Genomic DNA, 20,115 nt, shown 5'->3' on the forward strand with positions numbered 1-20,115 from the left:
CTTTATTTTTGTTTGGCTTGGCCTAGGATTTCCTCATTATGCTCTCCCGGGTCAGGTGGAGCCCGGTGGATGTGGACAGGAGTCCGCGACAGTTTTAGCGGGCTGCCGACCATTTTGACGATTCCTGCTGTCTGGTGCTCTGCTTCTACAAACATTTCCCTTGCCTGAAGCTGGGGGTCATTTCCAACTTCTTCAATGGTCTGAATCGGGCCGCACGGGATTCCATGCTCCCTGCATTTTTCCAGCCAATAGTCGGCTGTGTGCTTTTTGAATTCTGCCTGCAGCAGTGGAACCAGTTCATCCCGGTGTGCGACACGGGAAGGATTGGTATGGAATCTCTCGTCCTTTCCAAATTCTTCCCGTCCTATCAGCCGGCATAGTGCTTGGTATTGGCGGTCGTTTCCGACAGCAATGACCATTTGCTTATCACTGGCTTCGAATGTCTGGTACGGCACGATATTGGCATGATGGTTGCCTAGCGGGCGGGGGACTTCACCGGACATCAGGTAATTGCTGCCGATATTGACCAAAGAGCTTACAGCTGCATCATAAAGGGATAAATCCAACTTCTGGCCGCGGCCGGATACGGTACGTTCCAGCAGTGCACCCTGAATGCCGATGCAGGCATATAAGCCGGTCAGTATGTCGGTGATCGCCACGCCGACTTTCTGTGGGCCGGACTCGGCATCCCCGGTAATGCTCATCAGGCCGCTCATCGCCTGGATGATGAAATCATAGCCTGGCATCTGCTTATATGGCCCGGTTTCCCCGAAGCCGGTAATGGAACAGTAGACAAGCCCGGGATTGATTTCCTCCAATATGCTGTAGTCCAGCCCGAATTTCTCCATCGTCCCCGACTTGAAGTTATGGATCAATACATCGCTTTCTCCGACCAGTTCCTTGATAATATCTGTTCCTTCTTTCGTCTTGAGGTCCACGGTAATCGCTTTTTTGTTGCGATTGGCGGATAGGTAATAGGCACTTACGTCCTCCTGAAAAGGGGGACCCCATTTTCTGGTCTCATCGCTGCCGCCCGGTGCTTCGACCTTGATGACTTCCGCTCCGAGATCCCCGAGTATCATGGTGCAGTAAGGGCCGGCAAGTACACGGGAAAGATCCAGCACTTTAATATGCTCCAGAGCTCCTTTCATCGGCCATCCTCCTGTCTGATATTTGGTCTATAACTGTTATGCCATAAAAAAAGCCAGCTCCAATGGGTTACAGCATAGCGCTGTAATTCAACATGGAACTGGCTCTTACCTGTTGGGACAAGTTCCGGTAAGGAATTGTGAACAGGCTAGGCAGTAGGTATTGGTTTTGAAAAAATCGGTACGTGTTTCATTAATCATGGGTTTATACGCGGAGGCGCTCAGCCATGATTTAATTAATTTTATTGTACATTAATTCTGACAGTTTGTAAACGGTTTCTTTAATCTTTCTTTGGCAACTTTTAAATTTCTGACATAGGCAGTTCGCTCGCAAACGTGGAAGCCAGAAGTACTTTTGGGATTAACTTTACAGTTAATCAAAATGGTAAATCGAAATCAAAAAATAAAGATTTTGGATCCAAATAATATAGAGCAAAAAATATACGGGAAATATAGATCAGCCCCCCGATAGGCTAATACTTTAGTGCAACTGGGCTGTTGGTCCTTTTCTCACGCACTTCTCCCTCCGTCTCAAAAATCCGCCTTTATTTTCCTAATTTACCCTAGTTTCGGTGATTACGGATTCCTCATCCATTATCTTCCTCTTTTCCCTCCGAAAAAGCGGACGATAATAACATTTTTTATGATTAATGTTCACTTTTTATTGATTATCTTCTGCTTCTCTGTTATATTAACAAAGTGCTAAATATCATTACTCGTATATTCTCAGTAATATGGTCTGAGTGTCTCTACCTGGTTTCCACTGAAAAAACCGGACTACGAGTTAAAGTATAGGGATGATTGTTGTCTATGATAACAGTCACTTCCAAATTATAATGTAGCCCTTTTTTGCTACATTATATATACTTAGCTCGTAGGTCTAAAGACGTAGAGGGAATTCTATGTTTTAGACCTTTTTATTTTGGCCAATATTGAGAATATATCAAACATCCAGGAGGTAGCAAAATGATTAAAAATGTATATCTAAATCATGATGGAGGAGTAGACGATCTAGTCTCTTTATTCCTCTTACTACAAATGAAAAATGTGAATTTACTAGGTGTAGGCGTAATTCCTGCAGACTGTTATTTAGAACCGGCAATGTATGCTAGCAGAAAGATTATCGATAGATTTGGGAACGGTGAAAAGATAGAAGTTGCAGCTTCTAATTCCCGTGGAAAAAATCCTTTCCCGAAAGACTGGCGTATGCACGCATTTTTTGTTGATGCATTACCACTCTTGAATGAATCTGGACAGATTCAAACAAAAGAATCGGAATTACCGGCACATGAACATCTGATCAAAGTACTTCGCGAGAGTGATTCACCAGTAACATTAGTTTTTATAGGGCCATTAACTGATTTGGCCCGTGCACTTCAAACTGCCCCAGAAATCGAGCAAAACATTGAAAAATTAGTTTGGATGGGTGGTACCTTCCTAGAAAATGGCAACGTGGAAGAGCCAGAACATGATGGGACAGCAGAATGGAATGCATTCTGGGATCCAGAAGCTGTCAAAGTAGTATGGGACAGCTCCATCCCTATCGATCTGGTTGCCCTGGAAAGTACGAATATGGTCCCTCTTACGTTAGATGTCAGAAATACATGGGCATCCCAGAGACAGGATATAGGAATTGATTTCTTGGGCCAGTGTTACGCGATGGTTCCACCATTGGTTCATTTTCAAACAAATTCCACTTACTTTTTGTGGGACGTCCTGACTACTGCCAGTATCGGAAATAGCGAATTAGTGAAGAAGAAACAAGTGAAATCCATCGTTCATCCGTCAGGAGCCAGCCAAGGCAGGACGGAACTCTCTGAAAACGGAAGAGAAGTGGAATTAGTCTATGAAGTGGATCGGGACAGCTTCTTTGACTACATCACAGAATTGGCAAAACAAAATAAATGAGGAGAAATAGGCCATGCGAAAAGTGATTATTGATACAGATACTGCTGGGGATGACACGATCGCCCTTCTGACAGCCATGCATTCTTTCAAAGTAGAAGGCGTGACCATTACGGGAGGAAATGTAGACTTTGATCAACAAGTTGAAAATGCCCTTTATACCATTCAGGTAGCAAATCCGGAGGAATACGTTCCCGTATACAAAGGGATGGAAGGACCGCTCCTGACTAGTGTAGTCGAACGCCATCAAACCGTGGAAGATGTTCATGGAAAGGATGGAATGGGAGATAGCTTTTTCGAAAAAGCCAAACAGCGTCCGGAACAGGGACATGCAGTAGATTTTATCATCGACAAAGTGAAATCAAATCCTGGTGAAATCAATCTGTTAGCCATTGCACCATTAACCAATATTGCTATGGCAATCAAAAAGGATCCTACCATCATATACGATATCCCACATATTTATATTATGGGGGGAACCAACAATTCCCTTGGTAATATTACCGCAGCAGCGGAATATAACTTCTTTGTTGACCCAGAAGCTGCCAAAATCGTACTGCATTCCGGAATTCCCATCACACTCGTGGGTTGGGACATGTGCACCAAATATTCCATTATGGATGATGATGACCATAAGGAAATCGAAAACCTATCAACCAAAGGATCTGCGTTTTTTATCCAGATCAATAAGGTAGTAATGAAATTCAACAAAGAAGTGCACCGGTTGAATGGAACGACACATCCTGATACCTTGCTGGTAGCTATCGCCGCAAACGAAGAACTGATGGCCAAATCAAACAAGTATTTTGTCGATGTTGAAACAAAGGGAGAGTTGACTCGAGGGTACAGTATGGTCGATATCAACAACCGTAGTGGCCATGAACCGAATGTTCGAGTATGTGAAGAAGTGAATCGGAATCAATTCAAGGAACATGTGCTAGACGTACTGACATCCATTTCATAATTTCTTTATAATACACCAAGAGAGAGGACAAACATCATATGCAAATTTTATGGGGAATCTTAGGAATCATCGTCATTTTAGGTATCGCCGTTTTACTATCTACAAATAAAAAAGCAATCAAGGCGCGCACAATCATCGGCGCACTATTGCTACAAATCACCTTTGGATTCATCGTGTTGAAATGGGAAACAGGAAAAGAAATCTTTCAATGGATCACCAATACCGTACAAAGTATCATTGATACTTCCAATGCAGGTATTGAGTTCATATTCGGTGGAGTATTAGCTGGAGAAGGCGTACAATTTGTATTCGCCTTCCAGGTTCTTACGGTTATCATCTTTTTCTCCTCGTTAATTTCGGTATTATTTTATTTAGGTATTATGCAATTTATAACAAAACTAGTGGGTGGGTTTTTAAGCAAAATTCTAAAAACAACCAAACCGGAATCAATGGCTGTTGCTGCTAATATTTTTATTGGAGTAACAGAAGCTCCATTAATCGTTAAGCCATATATGGAGAAAATGACCAAGTCTGAATTATTCGCTGTGATGACCGGAGGGGCCGCTTCTGTTTCAGGATCTGTTTTAGTGGGATACTCTCTCCTGGGTGTACCATTGGAATATCTTATTGCTGCTGCATTTATGGCTGCACCAGCAGGTCTCTTGATGGCAAAAATATTGATGCCAGAAACGGAAAAGCCAGAGGACGACACAGTAATTAAGATTGCAAAAGATACAGAAACTGTGAACATCATTGATGCTGCAGCGAAAGGAGCATCAACAGGGTTGACGCTCGCTCTAAATATCGGTGCACTCATCCTAGCTTTTATCTCTCTTATTGCTTTAGTTAACCTTGGCCTTGATTGGATTGGTGGTATCTTTGGTTTGGAAAACCTTACACTAGAACGTATTCTTGGCATACTGTTAGCACCACTGGCCTTCGTCATCGGTGTTCCTTGGGAGGAAGCACTGAAAGCAGGATCCTATATTGGTCAGAAATTTGTATTAAACGAATTTGTAGCATTTAGTTCTTTTGCCCAAGATATAGATAATTTCTCTGATAAAACCGTAGCAGTTATCAGCTTTGCTTTGTGTGGATTTGCTAACTTAGCTACGATCGGAATGATTATTGGAGGTTTTGGAAGTTTAGCTCCATCCCGGAGAGAAATATTTGCAAGATATAGCTTTTTAGCTGTGATTGGCGGTACATTAGCTAATTTATTAAGTGCTGCTATTGCTGGAATGTTAATATAGACATACCAGTAGGATAAAGGGTCAGCCCTCTTTCAAACGTAGGAGGAGCCTGACCCTTTTTCCATTTTTATTTTTGGTTTAGGGAGGGGCGGACTGGTCCCATCCCGTTCTGCTGTGAATTGGTGAAAATATATTATTCATGTCCTTATGTAACAAAAAATGCCCAACAATCGATAGACAAATTGTTGGGCATTTTAGCTTGCATTTTTAAAGTCTGCGGTGGGCAACAGAATCCTTCAGCTTATTTGGTTGCTTTTTCCAGCTTTTCGATCATCTTGAGAGCACGCCCGGTGCCGATTGCTACGGATTCGAGCGGGTTTGGCGCAAGATGTACTGGTACACTGATTTCACTGGCCAGCCATTGCTGCATGCCCTTTAACAAGGCTCCTCCGCCGGTCAGGACGATCCCGTGGTCAACAATATCGCCGCTTAATTCCGGAGGGCAGCTTTCCAGGGTGGACCGGACTGTTTCCAGCAGCTGTTCCAATGATTCCTTCAATGCGTTATGGATTTCCGTGGAGGTGATGCTTACTGTTTTTGGAAGGCCGGTGACCATATCACGGCCGCGGATATCCATAGTTTCTTCCTTATGGTCAGGAAGAGCATTTCCGATTTCCATTTTAATATTTTCAGCGGTTCGTTCCCCGATAAGAATATTATAGTTTTTCCGGATATGCTGGATAATCTCTTCATCCATTTTATCTCCGCCTGTACGGACGGAATTGCAGGAAACCACTCCACCGAAGGAGATGATCCCTACCTCAGAAGTACCGCCGCCGATATCGACTATCACGTTGGCGATCGGCTCATCTACAGGAAGTTCTGCCCCGATGGCTGCTGCAACAGGTTCCTCTATCAAATGGACCTGTTTTGCTCCATAGCTTGTGACGGCATTATGTATGGCACGGCGTTCGACAGTCGTACTGCCGGACGGTGTACATACGACAACGGTCGGCTTTCTCATGGAGGCCCCGATTTGCTTGCTTACTTTCTTCAATAGTTCTTTCAGCATCTGGGCGGTTACATCGTAGTCGGCAATGACGCCGTCCCTCAATGGGCGGATGGGAATGATGTTCTGAGGTGTCTTACCCACCATTTCCTTTGCTTCCGCTCCTACAGCCACAACTTTTTTGGTATTCACATCGATAGCTACAACAGATGGTTCGTTCAATACAATTCCTTTGGTCTTTGAATAAATCAGGATATTAGCGGTACCTAAATCTATTCCGATCTCTGCATTAGAAAACATAGACATATAGTGTTCCTCCAATGATACATTTTTTCCTATATCTTTTAGTCGTTATTAAGTTTCATAGAATGGTAGAAAAGAAATTATATATGTTCGGCAATATACGTGCTTTCTTTTTCCCTACTATTAAAAGTAACGATGGTTCGACATAAAATCAAGTAACAATAACATTACAATTTTTGGGGATTTGTAATAAAAACAGGGGATTTAGGAGGGTGTCAAGCCAATTATTTCGGCAAAATATGACAGGTAGCCCGAGATTTGCCTAACTACCCTTTTTCAGGATATTGGGCAACCCTTGTTTTTATAAGGATTCTTCGAAAGCAGGAAAGTGATGGATGTAATGTTCAAGGCATATGGCAATGGCTGCCATAATTATTACAAGAAAGCCGTGCTATGATGAGTTTGTCAAAAACAAAACACAAAGGAGAGTGCAGCAATTGTTTAAGAAGCTAAGCATTGTCACTGCTTTATCAACAGCATTACTGTTCAGTGGAGCATTTACATCCACAGCAGATGCCTTCTCTAAAGAAGGGCATACTGAAGGGAATGGCTATAAATTCTATTACTCTGTCAATTTACTCGAGGGGAACTTTTCCGAGTCTGATATCAACAGTGTAGTAGAAAAAGCGTTAAGCCAGTTCCAGACTAAATGGCCTCAGCTAAACTGGGAGCCGGAACAGAAAGAAGAGAATAAAGAAGCAGATAAGCCGGAACAAAAGCAAGAAACACCTGTACCTGAACAGCCTGCTGAACAGGAAGAACAACCTAAAGAAGAGCAGCCACAAGCTGATCAAAATGAAAATAAAGAAGAAGAGCAGCAAGAAGCTGAACAAAACGAACCACAGCCTGAACAAAATGAAGAGCAAGTGGAACAACCAGCTGAACAGCCAGAAGCACCTGCACCACAGCAGCCTGCACCTGAACAGCAAGAACAAACTCCAGCTGCATCCCAAGAATTGAACCAATTCGAACAGGAAGTTGTTGAGCTTACCAACCAAGAGAGAGCAAAACACGGCCTGAGCGCTTTGGAAATCGATGCAGAATTGAGCAAAGTAGCACGTGAGAAATCCCGTGATATGGCTACAAGCAACTATTTCGCTCACAACAGCCCTAATTACGGGTCACCGTTCGACATGATGAAAAGCTTTGGAATTGACTACCGTACTGCCGGTGAAAACATTGCTAAAGGGCAGCGTACACCGGAAGAAGTAGTGAATGCATGGATGAACAGTGAAGGGCATCGTGCCAACATTCTTAATGCCGACTATACTCATATCGGTGTGGGATATGTAGAACAAGGGAACCACTGGACACAGCAGTTCATTGGTAAATAATAAGATATAATTTGAATGGAGGCTGATATGATCAGTCTCTTTTTATTTAAGCCAAATATAAAATTGGCCGCCAACCGGTACTTTTAGGGTATTCCCCTAATTGAGGCATGCTAAACACAAGGCCCAGACTATTTTTCTTTATTGATTTTTAAATTCCTACCCGGAGTGTAGATTGTTCGATGACGGAAAAGGGTAAAAGCATTTATAGGGGGAAATTCGATTGTTTTGCCCGCCATTTACACATACTACTACATACGAGGTGATCATATTGGTACAAGGTGCCACCAATTGGAATACGGAATCAACAGAGGAATGGCTGCAGCAATATGTAGATGATTGGATTGCATTTTACCGTAAGCATACACATGAAGGGGAAGTGGCATCCTATATTCCTGTCCTGCAGGAAGCGAATGCGGATCATTTAGGTATTTCCATAATAGGGAAAAACGGGACGAATATCCGCTCCGGAGATACCGATGTCCCGTTTACCATCCAGAGTATTTCCAAGGTACTCACCTTCATTGTTGCCTGTATGGAACGGGGAATAAGCTATGTACTTGACCGCGTGGATGTGGAGCCCACTGGGGAAGCCTTCAATTCGATCATGCATCTAGAGATGAAACAGGTCAAAAAGCCCTTTAACCCCTTGGTCAACGCGGGCGCTATTACGGTGGCTTCGTTGCTGGAGGGAAAGTCATCCGACCAAAAGTTGGAGCCCTTATTTGAACTGTTGGAAAAAATGCTGGGGTACAGGCCGCATCTGGATATAGATGTCTATGAATCGGAAAGGGATACCTCCATGCGAAACCGTGCGATCGGGTACTATCTGTTGGAAATGGGCTATCTGGAATCCGACTTGAATATCTCTCTGGAAGCCTATTTCAAACAATGCTCGATTGAAGTGACGATCGACGACTTGGCAAAAATCGGCATGATTTTGGCCAACGACGGCTTTGATCCATCCACAGATGAGGAAATCATTCCCCGCCAGGTGGCACGTCTCGCCAAGGCATTGATGCTGACATGCGGCATGTATGATGCCTCTGGCAAGTTTGCTGCATATGTAGGGATCCCGGCGAAAAGCGGAGTGGCCGGCGGCATTATTGCTTTAGCCCCGGCTAGGGTCCGTGATGAAGAGCTGCCCTTCATTGATGGCTGTGGCATCGGAGTGTACGGTCCGGCGCTTGATAAGCAGGGGAACAGTATTGCGGGAATCCGGCTGTTGCGACATATTGCCAACAAATGGGATCTTAGTATATTTTAAATGCAAGGAGGGAGAAAAATATGTGCGGTAGATATACCTTGCTTGCAGATGAACTGGAGATACTTCAGGAATTCGGAATCGACCAGCCGATAAAAGATTATCAGCCGAGCTATAATATAGCCCCCGGCCAGGATGTACTAGCTGTCGTCCATGACGGGAAGGAAAAGCGGGCAGGCCATCTGCGGTGGGGCCTGGTACCTTCCTGGGCAGACGATGAACGCATCGGCTATAAGATGATCAACGCCAGGAGCGAGACAGCACATCAGAAACCAAGCTTCAAACAGTTGATGGCCCGCAAACGATGTCTGATTATCGCTGATAGCTTTTATGAATGGATGAAAACGGAGGAAGGCAAACAGCCGAAAAGAATACAGGTGAAAGATCGCGGACTATTCGCCTTTGCCGGCCTTTGGGATAAATGGGAGCAGCAAGGGAAAACACTATTCACCTGCACCATTCTGACCAGGGAAGCCAACACTTTCATGCAGGACATCCATCACCGCATGCCTGTCATTCTTCCAAAGGAAATAGAAGACGAATGGATCAGCCCACAGAAAATGCAGCCACAAGAAGCGGGCGGGTTCTTGGAATCATTGGATGACCAAGCATTATCTGCTTATGATGTAGCTGACTACGTGAACGCTGCTAAAAACAATGATGAGCAATGCATCAAGCCAATTGCCTGAGTGAGTGATGTTGGTCGGGCTTGGCTTGAGTGCAGGTTTATCGGCAGCAGGCATGAGATATCAGCAGGAGCGGGGATAAATCGGCAGCACGCATGAGATATCACCCGAACCACCCTTTAATCAGCAGCACAACACAAAAATCCCACTCCTACATACCAAAAGGCTGTCTCTAACAATGGAGAGACAGCCTTTTTATTATGAAGCTCTTTCTGCTTTTTCCCGCTCTTTTTCTTCTTTTGCCACTTTCAGGAAGCGCTTGGTTTCATAGACGACCACTCCGGATAGGCCGAGCAGGCCGATTAAGTTCGGTGCGGCCATGAGGGCGTTCATGATATCGGCAATTCCCCAGACGACGTTCAGCTGTTCAATTGCTCCATAGAATACAGCAAGGACAAAAACGACCCGGTAAATAGGGATTGCTTTGTCATTGAACAGGTAGGAGAAGCATTTTTCTCCGTAATAGGACCAGCCGACCAAGGTGGAGAATGCGAATAGAATAATGCCAATGGTTACAATGAACCCGCCGAAATCACCAAGGAAATAGCTGAATGATGCAGCGGTCAGATCCCCGCCGGAAAGCTCTTCGTTGCCGTACATGTTGGCCATGACAATGGTGGCACCCGTGATGGTACAGACGATGATTGTATCAAAGAATACCTGTGTCATGGAAACCAATGCCTGCCGTCCCGGATAATCCGTCCGGGCTGCTGCTGCAGCAATCGGCGCGGAACCCAGACCTGCTTCATTGGAAAATACGCCCCGCGCCACCCCGTAGCGGATGACCGTACCTAGGATACCGCCGCCGACTGCACTGCCGGTGAATGCATCAGTAAATATCAGTCCGAAAGCCTGTGGGACGATGTCAAAGTTCATGATCATGATGATAAGTCCGCCGAGGATGTAGAGCACTGCCATGATCGGTACAAAAAAGGCGGTAACTCTACCGATGCTTTTAATGCCCCCGAGGATTACTAATCCGACCAGTAAGGTAAGCACAATGCCAGTGACCCATGTGGGAATGTTGAATTCTGTTTCCACTGCACCTGCCACTGCGTTGGACTGCACCATATTTCCGATCCCGAAGGCGGCGATGGCCCCAAAAATGGCAAAAAGGACACCAAGCCATTTCTGTTTAAGCCCGCGTTCGAGGTAGTACATCGGACCACCTGACATTTCCCCTTTGCTATTGGTGACCCGGTATTTGACCGCGAGAATTGCTTCGGAATATTTTGTCGCCATTCCGAATAGGGCAGATATCCACATCCAGAATACGGCACCTGGCCCCCCGAGGACGACGGCCGTTGCTACACCGACAATATTACCGGTTCCGATGGTGGCTGCCATGGCGGTAGTCAATGCCTGGTAATGGCTGATATCGCCTTTATTGTTGTTGTCTTTCTTCTCCGGCCTGAAGGACAGCTTGATTGCGTATGGCAGGGTCTTGAACTGCATAAATCCCAGCCTGATGGTTAAGAATATCCCTGTCCCCACGATCAGGATAAGCATTGGTGGCCCCCAGACAAAGCCGCTGATTGCATCAATGACCTCTTGCATATTCCTTCCCCCTTTTTATCTGTATTATTATTAATATTCCGAAAAATAGGCCGATTGTCAAGTGTTTCCTCAAAATTAGCGGTAATTTTTGCTTATCACTTGTGTTGATGATTATAATATAAGTAGAATTAGGATGGTGATAAGATGATAAAAGTACTGTTTGTCTGTCTAGGAAATATCTGTCGCTCTCCGATGGCGGAGGCTGTGTTCCGGGATATGATCCAAAAGGAGAACCTCAGCGGTGCAATCGAGATAGATTCTAGTGGGATCATTGGTCTGCATGCAGGATCGCGTCCACATCAGGGGACCAGAAGTCTGCTGGATAAACAGAATATTTCCTATGAGGGGATTTTGTCAAGGCAGATAGAAGAACGTGATTGGGAAAGATTTGATTACATCATTGCCATGGATGAAGAGAATATCGGCGATTTGAAGAGTCTTGATAGGGAAACAGAAGGAACGGTAGTCAAAAAACTGATGGACTTTGTCGATGAGCCAGATGATGTGAATATCCCGGACCCTTATTATACCGGGAATTTCGATTATACTTATCAATTGGTAACAGAAGGATGTTCCCAATTCCTTTCTTACCTTAAAGAAAAACATAATTTGTAAAGGAGAGAATTGCAGATGGGCAAGCGCAGGTTATTAACAGGTATCATTACAGGTGCTGCAGTCGGTGGTATTGTGTCACTATTCGACAAGCAGACAAGGGACTACACCACGGAGAAGCTGCATACAGTCAAGGAGAACTCTTCTTACTGGATCCAGCATCCGTCCGAGGCGGTCCATAATGTCCGGACCACACTGGACAAATTCAGTGAGAGTTTCCCGGACAATGCTTCAAATGTCCTTAGCGCACTGGAATCAGCTGAAAAGCAGCTGGAAAAAGTTTCTGGAAACAGAAATGGTGAAGTGAAACAGCTCGAAGAACTCGATCAATAATCAGTGATGGGGAGAGTCGACATGAAGAACACAGTAAAGGTTGCCAAACAGGTGTATCATAGGATGATGGAAGAGGATGTCTTCGGCCTGGCTGCGCAACTGGCTTACTTTTTCCTTCTGTCGCTCTTCCCGTTTTTATTGTTTTTGCTTAACCTGATCGGCTATCTGCCAATCGATGTGCAGATGGTGATAGGGATGATAGGAGATTATGCACCTGATCAGATTACGGAGTTGATCAACACAAATATCAATGATTTGTTGAATGACTCCAATGGCGGCTTATTGTCTATTGGTCTATTAGGAACCTTATGGGCGGCTTCCAACGCGATCAATGCCCTTACCCGCTCGTTCAACAGAGCCTATGGCGTCGATGAAAACCGCTCATTTTTTGTAGCAAGGCTTATTGCCATCGTACTGACGGTCGCCATGGTTTCCGTCATCTGCATTGCTTTGCTGCTGCCCGTGTTTGGCAGAATGATCGGCGTATATATATTTTCGCTGTTCGGCCTGTCGGAGGGATTCCTTGCTGTTTGGGAAACATTGCGCTATGTGGTTTCATCCGCCATCTTTTTCATCGTGTTTCTGTCCTTGTACAAATTGGCGCCGAATAAGCGCATTTATTTTAAAAATGCCATATGGGGTGCGTTATTCGCTACCATCCTGTGGCAGCTTGTTTCGCTGGGCTTCTCTGCCTATGTCAACAACATGGGAAATTATTCGGCCACATACGGAAGCCTTGGGGCAGTGATTGTTCTGATGATCTGGTTCTATATTTCCGGGATTATCATCATGGCCGGCGGTTTCCTGAATGCAGTCCTCCGTGAGCGTCGGCGTCCGGCCGGGTAGGGGCTGCTATTGCAGCAGCCGAAGCCCGTTCAGTATCACCAATATGGTGCTTCCCTCGTGGCCGATGACACCGAGTGGAAGGTCGATGACTTGGAAGAAATTTGAAAAGATTAAAACCACAATTACAGCAATCGAAAAGACGATATTCTGTTTGATAATACGGTTCATCCGGTTGGAAAGGCTGGTGGCGCCGGTGATTCTTTCCAGGTCGTTCTTCATCAGCACCATATCTGAGGTTTCCAATGCCACATCTGTTCCTTCGCCCATTGCCACCCCAATATTGGCCGTGGCCAGTGCCGGAGCGTCATTGATGCCGTCGCCGACCATTGCCACGTTCTTATATTTCTCCATTAGATCCTTCACATGATCCACCTTTTCCCCGGGAAGGCAGTTTGCAATATAGCTGTCAACCCCTGCTTCATCTGCGACGGCTTTTGCCGTAATTTCGTTGTCACCGGTAAGCATGATGGTGTGGATGCCTTGTTCTTTCAGCTGCTTGATGGCTTTTTTTGCCGTGGTGCGGATCGTGTCTTTCAACGCAAAGACACCGGCAACCTGGCCATCCGCCTTAGCAAGGACAACCGTCTTCCCCTCTGATGCGAGCTGAGCTGCCACTCCATCCTGAAAGCTGTCCGCAAGCTCCTTTCCAATAAAAGACGGTCCGCCAATTTCCCACTTCTCGCCATCGATATAGGCGTATACTCCTTGGCCGCTGACAGTCGTCATATCCTTCACTTCCATCCTTGGCACCGTAGATAGGACATCGCCCCCATAAGAGGTCAGTGCCTGTGCCAATGGGTGGGTGGACTCCTTTTCGATGGCGGCGACAATGGAAATGACCCGTGACCGGTCAAATTCCGGGCTGATATGCGCATTTGTTACGACTGGTCTGCCATTGGTCAGTGTTCCAGTTTTGTCGAAGGCCACGGCATTAACATGGCTCAGGTTCTCAAGGTGGACACCGCCCTTGAAGAGGACACCGTTTCTCGCACTGTTGGAGATAGCGGACAATGTAGCAGGCATGATGGACGCCACAAGTGCACAAGGGGAAGCAACTACCAGAAGAATCATGGCGCGGTAAATGCTTTCCGACAAGGACCATCCAAACAGCAGTGCAGGCAGGAATATCGTCAGCACCACGGCGGCCAGTACTACTTTGACATATCTTCCTTCAAATTTCTCGATGAAAAGTTGGGAGGGGGATTTTTCTTCTTGGGCGTTCTGCACCATTTGGATGATTTTTTGAAATAAGGTATCCTCCGGTTTGGTGGTGAGGGAGATGGTAATCGATCCATCCAGGGCTACTGTTCCTGCGTATACCTCTTCCTTGTTAGCCTTCCGGACAGGCATCGATTCACCGGTGATCGCACTTTCATCCACGGAAGTGGCGCCTTTCATGATTTTGCCGTCTGCGGGTATCCGCTCTCCGGCACGGACGAGGATGACATCGTTCACCCCTAGCTCTTCAACTGGAACAACGGACTCTTGGCCGCCCTTGAGCAAAACTGCTTCTTGGGGCTGCAGGTCCATCAGGGAGGCAATTTCTTTGTTGCTTTTATTCATGGTGTAGGTTTCCAGGGCTCCGGACAATGCAAATATGAAAATCAGGATGGCCCCCTCTGTCCAATAGCCGATGGCAGCCGAGCCGATTGCCGCAAATACCATCAACATTTCCACGTTTAGTTCTCTTGTTCGTATGGTTTCGGTGATCCCTTCCTTAGCTTTCGCGTATCCTCCAATGGTGAATGCAATCAAATGGAGGACGACCCATAGTGTCTGAGAGAGACTATCTTCCATCATCCAGGCTGTGAGGATGATCATTCCGCTTGCCAAGGCGGCAATGAGCTCCCCATGTTCTTTTATCTTTGAAAACAAGCCGACTGTCTGTTCACAATTTTTTTGGGATTCAGGTGTTTCCGATGGTAGTGCCGCAGATTCACTGGTCATAAACTGATAGCTCCTTTCAGTTTAAAATAATTATTAGTTTATATGTATTTTAATTATAGTGGTTAACAGCTAGAAAGTGAACTGGAAATTTGTAAAAAATCAAATAAATTATAAGCTTGTTTTTAATAATTTCTATTAAAATCTGAAACAGTTGAAAGCATCATTGTATTAAACGGTAAAAACTGTTATTATAATTTTTGTGAATTTTATAAAACAGATAGAAATAGGGGGAGATGGAAAATGAAACGGCTGATTTATCTTCTGCTTGCAATGGTAGTCGTGCTGGCTGCATGTGGCAGTTCAGGCGGCCAGGATGGCTCAGTAGAAGATTCAGAAGAAAATACAACGGATGAACGATGGGCCGAGATCCAGGAAAAAGGTGAACTGGTTGTAGTGACATCCGGTACACTGTATCCTGCTTCCTACTATGAAGGGGACGAAGGAAACCAAGATAATCTGACCGGTTATAATGTGGAACTGATCCGCGAGGTGGCGCAGAGGCTCGGTTTGGATATTTCCTTTGAAATCATGGGAGTCGACAGCATGCTGACTGCGGTGAAAAATGGCCGGGCGGATGTAGCGATCAATGATATCGAGCCAACCGATTCCCGGAAAAAGGAGTTCAATTTCAGTGACCCTTATAAGTATTCATTTACTACCATGGTCGTGAGAGAAGAGGATAATTCCGGTATTGAATCATTGGAAGACCTGGAAGGCAAAAAAGCAGGCGGCGGAGCCACTACCGTCTACAGCCAAATTGCTGAATACTATGGGGCGGAAGTAGTCACTTACGGAAATGCACCGAATGAAGCCTATCTGCGTGATGTCCATAATGGCCGTACAGATGTGGTCATTAATGACTATTATCTGCAGAAGTTCGGAATCGCAGAGTTTCCGGAGTTGGATATTCATCTGCATCCGGAGCTCCGTTTCCGTCCAACAGAGCAGGCGATTGTGATTCCAAAGGACGCAGAGACACTGACGCAAGAGATCAATAATGCCTTGGAAGAGATGCGGGAGGATGGTACGCTGTCCGAGCTCGCTATAGAGTTCTTTGAAGAAGATGCCTCTCAGAAACCGGATGAAGAAATAAAAGAGGTAGAAGATTTGAATCTTTAAATAAGGGATTAGAATACGGACAAATTTGAAAGAATGGTTCTGTATGGACCAAGGAGGGATTTAGATGAAGAAGATGTTTTATCTGCCCATGCTGATTGCCCTGATCATGTTGTTGAGTGCCTGCGGAAGCTCAGGTGGACAGGATGACAACAGCGGGGACACAGATGAAGCCACTGATGATAGGTGGGAGGACATTCAAGAATCAGGTGAATTGGTTGTAGGGACTTCCGGTACATTGATTGCCGCTTCCTATTATGATGGGGCAGAGGAAAGCGAAGACCAGCTGACAGGCTATGATGTGGAAATTATGCGGGAGGTGGCTGACAGGCTTGGTCTGGAGGTGTCTTTCGAAATAATGGGGATTGACAGTATGCTTCCGGCTGTACAGAGCGGGCGGATTGATGTAGCTGCAAATGATATCGAAGCAACTGATAAGCGGAGAGAGGAATTCAATTTCAGTGAACCGTATAAATACTCTTATGCGACGATGGCAGTAAGAGAGGAAGATAATTCCGGCATTCATTCCCTGGAAGACTTAGAAGGCAAGAAAGCCGGCGGTGGAGCTACTACTATTTACAGCCAGATTGCCGAGCATTACGGGGCAGAAGTCATCACTTACGGGAACGCTCCGAATGAAGCGTATTTGCGCGATGTCGATAATGGCAGGACAGATGTGGTCATCAACGATTATTTTCTGACGAAATTCGGTGTAGCTGGATTTCCGCAGTTTGACATCCATCTCCATCCGGACTTAAAATTCCATCCAACGGAACAGGCAGTCGTTATTCCGAAGGGCGCGGACAAGCTGACAGAAGAAATCAATGGTGCCCTCGAAGAAATGCGCGAGGATGGCACATTATCGGAGCTTGCCATTCAATTCTATGAAGAAGATGCCTCCAGTCCTCCAGAAGAGGAAATTGAAGAACTGGAAGGTCTGGATTTGTAAGGGGAGTTATTGATGAATGTAAATGGCTTCGATTTTGGCGGTTTGTTTGATGTGGAGCTGGCTTGGCGCAGCCTGCCGTTCGTACTGGAGGGCCTGCCGGTCACCTTGCTGATTGCTGTTTCTGGTATGGCAATCGGCCTGGTGCTCGGGCTTTTCCTGGCATTGGCAAGAGGGTCGCAGCGGCTGCTGCTCCGCTGGCCGTCGAGGATCTATATTTCCTTCATGCGGGGAACTCCGATGCTTGTCTTTCTGTTCATTCTCTATTTTGGTCTGCCGGTGGTCGGAATTGAATTCAACGCAATTACTGCCGCCATTTTGGGATTTAGCTTGAACAGCGCCGCCTATATCGCAGAAATCGATCGTTCTTCCCTGAACAGTATTGATCGAGGACAATGGGAATCGGCAAAGGCATTGAACATCGGCTATTGGACGGCATTGAGGAAAATCATTCTGCCACAGGCAACCCGCATTGCCATTCCTCCGCTGACCAATGTGTTTATGGACATCGTAAAGGCCACCTCACTTGCTGCGGTCATTACGGTGCCAGAGCTGTTTCAGAAGACGCAAATTGTTGCAGGGAGGGAGTTCGATGCGATGACCATGTATCTGCTCGTGGCATTCATTTACTGGCCGGTCTGTATTGTGATTGGATTTATACAGGAGAGATTGGAAAAGAGATACAGCAAATATGTATAGAACTTTCAAGGACATCCATGAGGGATGTCCTTTTTTAGGAGGTTGGGACAAAACTAAATTGCTTTACCCAAAAGATGAACAATGAACTGAATCAGCGGAGGAAATATACGTAGACTCCAACGGGAGGAAAGGCCTAGGTGAGACCCCGAAGTGCGATAGCCCTCGGAGGCTCAGCAGCCGCCCGTGGAAAGCGAAGTGTATTTCCGCAGCGGGTATTCCCATTACACAAGATTTTTAGCTAGTTTGGCCTTTTCTATTGATTAAACAATTTTTTCCCAACTTCTTTTTCAGTTTGATGGCAGTATAGCAGGGGAAAAAAGATTTTATCTTATAATAAAAAAGGATGGTCATCATGACAGCAGACGCAGTCATCCTCGGGATTGCTTATCTCACTGTCCAGCTTTTTGCCAATAAACTGATATCCTCCTCCGCCATCGGAACTTTTCAATGGATCTCGTTTTCAGGCGGGGTGGCAGTCAGTTATGTTTTTGTATATATACTTCCATCCCTCCATCGGGAGCAGGAGAACTTCCCGCAGGACTCCCTATTCACCATGGAGTCGGAATTATATGTCCTCGGACTTTTTGGCCTGCTCATTTTCTATGGCGTACATAATGCGGCAGAGCGGGCCGAACGCCTTCATAAGGAAAGGGAAGGGCGGTTCTTCTGGATCCAGATTGCTTTTTTCGGGATCTACAATATGCTTATTTCCTATATTGTATTCGCCTCTGGATTGGAAGGCATCAAAGCCATCTTCTACGGAGTAGCAGTTGGTCTCCATTTCATGGCCGTATCGCATGATATGTGGAGGGAGGACAGTGAACGATATGAGAGGGGCGGTAGGTATGTCCTCGCTTCAGGCATCATTGCCGGATGGATTGCCGGTGTCCTTCTGCCGCTTCCTCCCTATGTTCTGGCAATCATCTATGCGTTCATTTCCGGAGCTATGATTTTTGTTGTCTTGAAAAAAGAGCTTCCGGAAGAGGAAAACACCCATTTTCCCACCTTCCTGCTTGGGTCCTTGGGACATACGGCAGTTACCCTCGCGCTAAAATTCTTCTTTGACTGGTAATTCAATTAGCCCGTTGTGGTTTGCGGCGGAAGAAAATGGCCATGGCAACCATCAACAGGATCAGGACGATCAGATAGAAGAAGGACAGCCCTGGGAAAGTTTCCACATAGACTCCGCCCAAAAATGGGCCGCTGATGCTTCCGAGACTGAAGGCGACACCGATCATCAGGTTCCCCGCCGGGAGCAGTGTGGCAGGAAGCAAGTCGGTCATATAGGCAATCCCGAGGGAATAGAGCGATCCGACACACATGCCGGCAAGTACAAACAACACAAATAAGGCCGGGATATGGTCTTCAAGAATGGCCACCATTGTAAAAAGAACGCTCCCTAAGACGAGTACAGCCAACAGAATGGCCCTTCTGCCCAGCCGGTCACTCCATATTCCCAACGGCAATTGGGTAATCAGGCTGCCAGCAGCAAAGCACGGGATAAGCACAGATAACATATCCACTTCATGTCCGAGCCTCATTCCATATACAGGAAAGATGCCGTGGAGAGAGGACTCCAGGAAGCCATATCCGAAACCTGGAAGCAGGGCAACCCATGCAATTTTGCCCGTCTGCTTGAACCGTGACCAGGAAGTGGTGCTGACGGCTATTCCTCTGCCCTGCTTGGGCCATTGGTTCCGCACAAACAGCATCGACGACCAGACGAGCAAACTGAACAGCGCCGATACGATGAACGGCAATGCTTCATGGATGGACAACAGGCGGGTCATCAGCGGGCCAATGGTGAATCCGAGGCCGAAGAACATGCCGTAATATGCGATGCTTTTTCCACGTGTTTCCTTTGTTGCTGTAGCAGTAATCCAAGTCTGGGTGCCAAAATGAAGCATCTGGTCCCCGACCCCTATGAGCACACGGAGCATGAACCAAAGCCATAAAGCTTCCCAGACAGGGAACATTGCCAACGAAATAAACACAAGTGCACCACCGACTAATATGACCGGTTTAAATCCGAATTTCTGCATCGGCTTTTCCATAAATGGAGAAGCTAACAGAACTCCAATATAAAGACCGGTAGCATGAAGGCCATTGACGGATGAAGGCACGCCGTTTTGCTCCAAAATGATGGCAAGGAGCGGCAGCAGCATCCCCTGGGAGAAGCCGGAAATAGTAACAAGTGCAATCAGTATCCAAAAACGTGTTTCCTTATTGACCATGGCAATCCAACCTTTTCACCGC

The 20,115-nt window shown here is 46.0% G+C and carries 18 protein-coding genes and 1 riboswitch; of the genes, 13 read left to right on the forward strand and 5 right to left on the reverse strand.

The window, feature by feature from the left end:
- Positions 1-2: 2 nt before the first annotated feature.
- Positions 3-1,151: a CaiB/BaiF CoA transferase family protein gene (locus ACFODW_RS14660; protein WP_390307529.1), complete on the reverse strand. Its 1,149-nt coding sequence runs from the start codon at positions 1,149-1,151 to the stop codon at positions 3-5.
- A gap of 693 nt (positions 1,152-1,844) precedes the next feature.
- Positions 1,845-1,948, forward strand: a riboswitch (purine riboswitch).
- 166 nt (positions 1,949-2,114) lie between these two features.
- On the opposite strand from ACFODW_RS14660, the gene ACFODW_RS14665 reads away from it, so the two are divergent.
- Genes ACFODW_RS14665 through ACFODW_RS14675 form a run of 3 tightly spaced genes read left to right on the forward strand, consistent with a single transcriptional unit; the run spans position 2,115 to position 5,270 of the window.
- On the forward strand, positions 2,115-3,056 hold the full coding sequence (locus tag ACFODW_RS14665; protein WP_390307530.1) for a nucleoside hydrolase: 942 nt from the start codon (positions 2,115-2,117) through the stop codon (positions 3,054-3,056).
- Positions 3,057-3,069: 13 nt separating this feature from the next.
- Positions 3,070-4,017, forward strand: coding sequence for a nucleoside hydrolase (locus ACFODW_RS14670; protein WP_390307531.1), 948 nt, complete (start codon positions 3,070-3,072; stop codon positions 4,015-4,017).
- A 38-nt stretch (positions 4,018-4,055) separates the two neighbouring features.
- Entirely contained in the window at positions 4,056-5,270 is a 1,215-nt protein-coding gene (locus ACFODW_RS14675) for a NupC/NupG family nucleoside CNT transporter (RefSeq protein ID WP_390307532.1), read from the forward strand.
- 241 nt (positions 5,271-5,511) lie between these two features.
- Here ACFODW_RS14675 and mreBH read toward each other — a convergent pair whose 3' ends face one another.
- Positions 5,512-6,519: a rod-share determining protein MreBH gene (gene mreBH / locus ACFODW_RS14680; protein ID WP_390307582.1), complete on the reverse strand. Its 1,008-nt coding sequence runs from the start codon at positions 6,517-6,519 to the stop codon at positions 5,512-5,514.
- 440 nt (positions 6,520-6,959) lie between these two features.
- Here mreBH and ACFODW_RS14685 point away from each other — a divergent pair, with 440 nt between their 5' ends.
- From ACFODW_RS14685 to ACFODW_RS14695, 3 genes are all read left to right on the forward strand, one after another.
- Positions 6,960-7,856 (forward strand): CAP domain-containing protein, encoded by an 897-nt coding sequence (locus tag ACFODW_RS14685; RefSeq protein ID WP_390307533.1) that lies wholly within the window; start codon positions 6,960-6,962, stop codon positions 7,854-7,856.
- Between the two features lie 268 nt (positions 7,857-8,124).
- Positions 8,125-9,120: a glutaminase gene (locus ACFODW_RS14690; RefSeq protein ID WP_390307583.1), complete on the forward strand. Its 996-nt coding sequence runs from the start codon at positions 8,125-8,127 to the stop codon at positions 9,118-9,120.
- 20 nt (positions 9,121-9,140) lie between these two features.
- Entirely contained in the window at positions 9,141-9,806 is a 666-nt protein-coding gene (locus ACFODW_RS14695; protein ID WP_390307534.1) for an SOS response-associated peptidase, read from the forward strand.
- Positions 9,807-10,001: 195 nt separating this feature from the next.
- On the opposite strand, the gene ACFODW_RS14700 is transcribed toward ACFODW_RS14695, so the two are convergent.
- Complete coding sequence (locus tag ACFODW_RS14700) at positions 10,002-11,360, reverse strand: alanine/glycine:cation symporter family protein (protein WP_390307535.1); 1,359 nt, start codon at positions 11,358-11,360, stop codon at positions 10,002-10,004.
- A gap of 144 nt (positions 11,361-11,504) precedes the next feature.
- On the opposite strand from ACFODW_RS14700, the gene ACFODW_RS14705 reads away from it, so the two are divergent.
- From ACFODW_RS14705 to ACFODW_RS14715, 3 genes are read left to right on the forward strand one after another with little or no spacing between them, the layout of a single operon-like run.
- The gene (locus ACFODW_RS14705) at positions 11,505-11,975 is read left to right on the forward strand and encodes a low molecular weight protein-tyrosine-phosphatase (protein ID WP_390307536.1); all 471 of its coding nucleotides are present in this window, start codon (positions 11,505-11,507) and stop codon (positions 11,973-11,975) included.
- A 15-nt stretch (positions 11,976-11,990) separates the two neighbouring features.
- On the forward strand, positions 11,991-12,305 hold the full coding sequence (locus tag ACFODW_RS14710) for a YtxH domain-containing protein (protein ID WP_390307537.1): 315 nt from the start codon (positions 11,991-11,993) through the stop codon (positions 12,303-12,305).
- Between the two features lie 21 nt (positions 12,306-12,326).
- Positions 12,327-13,151 (forward strand): YihY/virulence factor BrkB family protein, encoded by an 825-nt coding sequence (locus ACFODW_RS14715; protein ID WP_390307538.1) that lies wholly within the window; start codon positions 12,327-12,329, stop codon positions 13,149-13,151.
- 6 nt (positions 13,152-13,157) lie between these two features.
- Here ACFODW_RS14715 and ACFODW_RS14720 read toward each other — a convergent pair whose 3' ends face one another.
- Entirely contained in the window at positions 13,158-15,098 is a 1,941-nt protein-coding gene (locus ACFODW_RS14720; RefSeq protein WP_390307539.1) for a heavy metal translocating P-type ATPase, read from the reverse strand.
- 240 nt (positions 15,099-15,338) lie between these two features.
- On the opposite strand from ACFODW_RS14720, the gene ACFODW_RS14725 reads away from it, so the two are divergent.
- The 4 genes from ACFODW_RS14725 to ACFODW_RS14740 all read left to right on the forward strand — a co-directional run bounded on the left by ACFODW_RS14725 (position 15,339) and on the right by ACFODW_RS14740 (position 18,931).
- Positions 15,339-16,217 carry a transporter substrate-binding domain-containing protein gene (locus ACFODW_RS14725; protein ID WP_390307540.1) on the forward strand — a complete coding sequence of 293 codons (879 nt, stop codon included), beginning with the start codon at positions 15,339-15,341 and terminating at the stop codon, positions 16,215-16,217.
- Between the two features lie 64 nt (positions 16,218-16,281).
- Entirely contained in the window at positions 16,282-17,163 is an 882-nt protein-coding gene (locus ACFODW_RS14730; protein ID WP_390307541.1) for a transporter substrate-binding domain-containing protein, read from the forward strand.
- A gap of 12 nt (positions 17,164-17,175) precedes the next feature.
- Positions 17,176-17,859, forward strand: a complete 684-nt coding sequence (locus ACFODW_RS14735; RefSeq protein WP_390307542.1) for an amino acid ABC transporter permease — start codon at positions 17,176-17,178, stop codon at positions 17,857-17,859.
- A 352-nt stretch (positions 17,860-18,211) separates the two neighbouring features.
- The gene (locus ACFODW_RS14740; RefSeq protein ID WP_390307543.1) at positions 18,212-18,931 is read left to right on the forward strand and encodes a hypothetical protein; all 720 of its coding nucleotides are present in this window, start codon (positions 18,212-18,214) and stop codon (positions 18,929-18,931) included.
- 1 nt (position 18,932) lies between these two features.
- Here ACFODW_RS14740 and ACFODW_RS14745 read toward each other — a convergent pair whose 3' ends face one another.
- Positions 18,933-20,093: an MFS transporter gene (locus ACFODW_RS14745; protein WP_390307544.1), complete on the reverse strand. Its 1,161-nt coding sequence runs from the start codon at positions 20,091-20,093 to the stop codon at positions 18,933-18,935.
- Between the last annotated feature and the right edge of the window lie 22 nt (positions 20,094-20,115).

This window comes from Virgibacillus sediminis, from assembly GCF_042643265.1.
GTDB lineage: Bacteria > Bacillota > Bacilli > Bacillales > Amphibacillaceae > Virgibacillus_O > Virgibacillus_O sediminis.

Coding starts and splice junctions, on each gene's coding strand:
- ACFODW_RS14660 (WP_390307529.1), bottom strand. CDS start 1,151: ATGAAAGGAGCTCTGGAGCATATTAAAGTGCTGGATCTTTCCCGTGTA.
- ACFODW_RS14665 (WP_390307530.1), top strand. CDS start 2,115: ATGATTAAAAATGTATATCTAAATCATGATGGAGGAGTAGACGATCTA.
- ACFODW_RS14670 (WP_390307531.1), top strand. CDS start 3,070: ATGCGAAAAGTGATTATTGATACAGATACTGCTGGGGATGACACGATC.
- ACFODW_RS14675 (WP_390307532.1), top strand. CDS start 4,056: ATGCAAATTTTATGGGGAATCTTAGGAATCATCGTCATTTTAGGTATC.
- mreBH (WP_390307582.1), bottom strand. CDS start 6,519: ATGTTTTCTAATGCAGAGATCGGAATAGATTTAGGTACCGCTAATATC.
- ACFODW_RS14695 (WP_390307534.1), top strand. CDS start 9,141: ATGTGCGGTAGATATACCTTGCTTGCAGATGAACTGGAGATACTTCAG.
- ACFODW_RS14700 (WP_390307535.1), bottom strand. CDS start 11,360: ATGCAAGAGGTCATTGATGCAATCAGCGGCTTTGTCTGGGGGCCACCA.
- ACFODW_RS14705 (WP_390307536.1), top strand. CDS start 11,505: ATGATAAAAGTACTGTTTGTCTGTCTAGGAAATATCTGTCGCTCTCCG.
- ACFODW_RS14710 (WP_390307537.1), top strand. CDS start 11,991: ATGGGCAAGCGCAGGTTATTAACAGGTATCATTACAGGTGCTGCAGTC.
- ACFODW_RS14715 (WP_390307538.1), top strand. CDS start 12,327: ATGAAGAACACAGTAAAGGTTGCCAAACAGGTGTATCATAGGATGATG.
- ACFODW_RS14720 (WP_390307539.1), bottom strand. CDS start 15,098: ATGACCAGTGAATCTGCGGCACTACCATCGGAAACACCTGAATCCCAA.
- ACFODW_RS14725 (WP_390307540.1), top strand. CDS start 15,339: ATGAAACGGCTGATTTATCTTCTGCTTGCAATGGTAGTCGTGCTGGCT.
- ACFODW_RS14730 (WP_390307541.1), top strand. CDS start 16,282: ATGAAGAAGATGTTTTATCTGCCCATGCTGATTGCCCTGATCATGTTG.
- ACFODW_RS14735 (WP_390307542.1), top strand. CDS start 17,176: ATGAATGTAAATGGCTTCGATTTTGGCGGTTTGTTTGATGTGGAGCTG.
- ACFODW_RS14740 (WP_390307543.1), top strand. CDS start 18,212: ATGACAGCAGACGCAGTCATCCTCGGGATTGCTTATCTCACTGTCCAG.
- ACFODW_RS14745 (WP_390307544.1), bottom strand. CDS start 20,093: ATGGTCAATAAGGAAACACGTTTTTGGATACTGATTGCACTTGTTACT.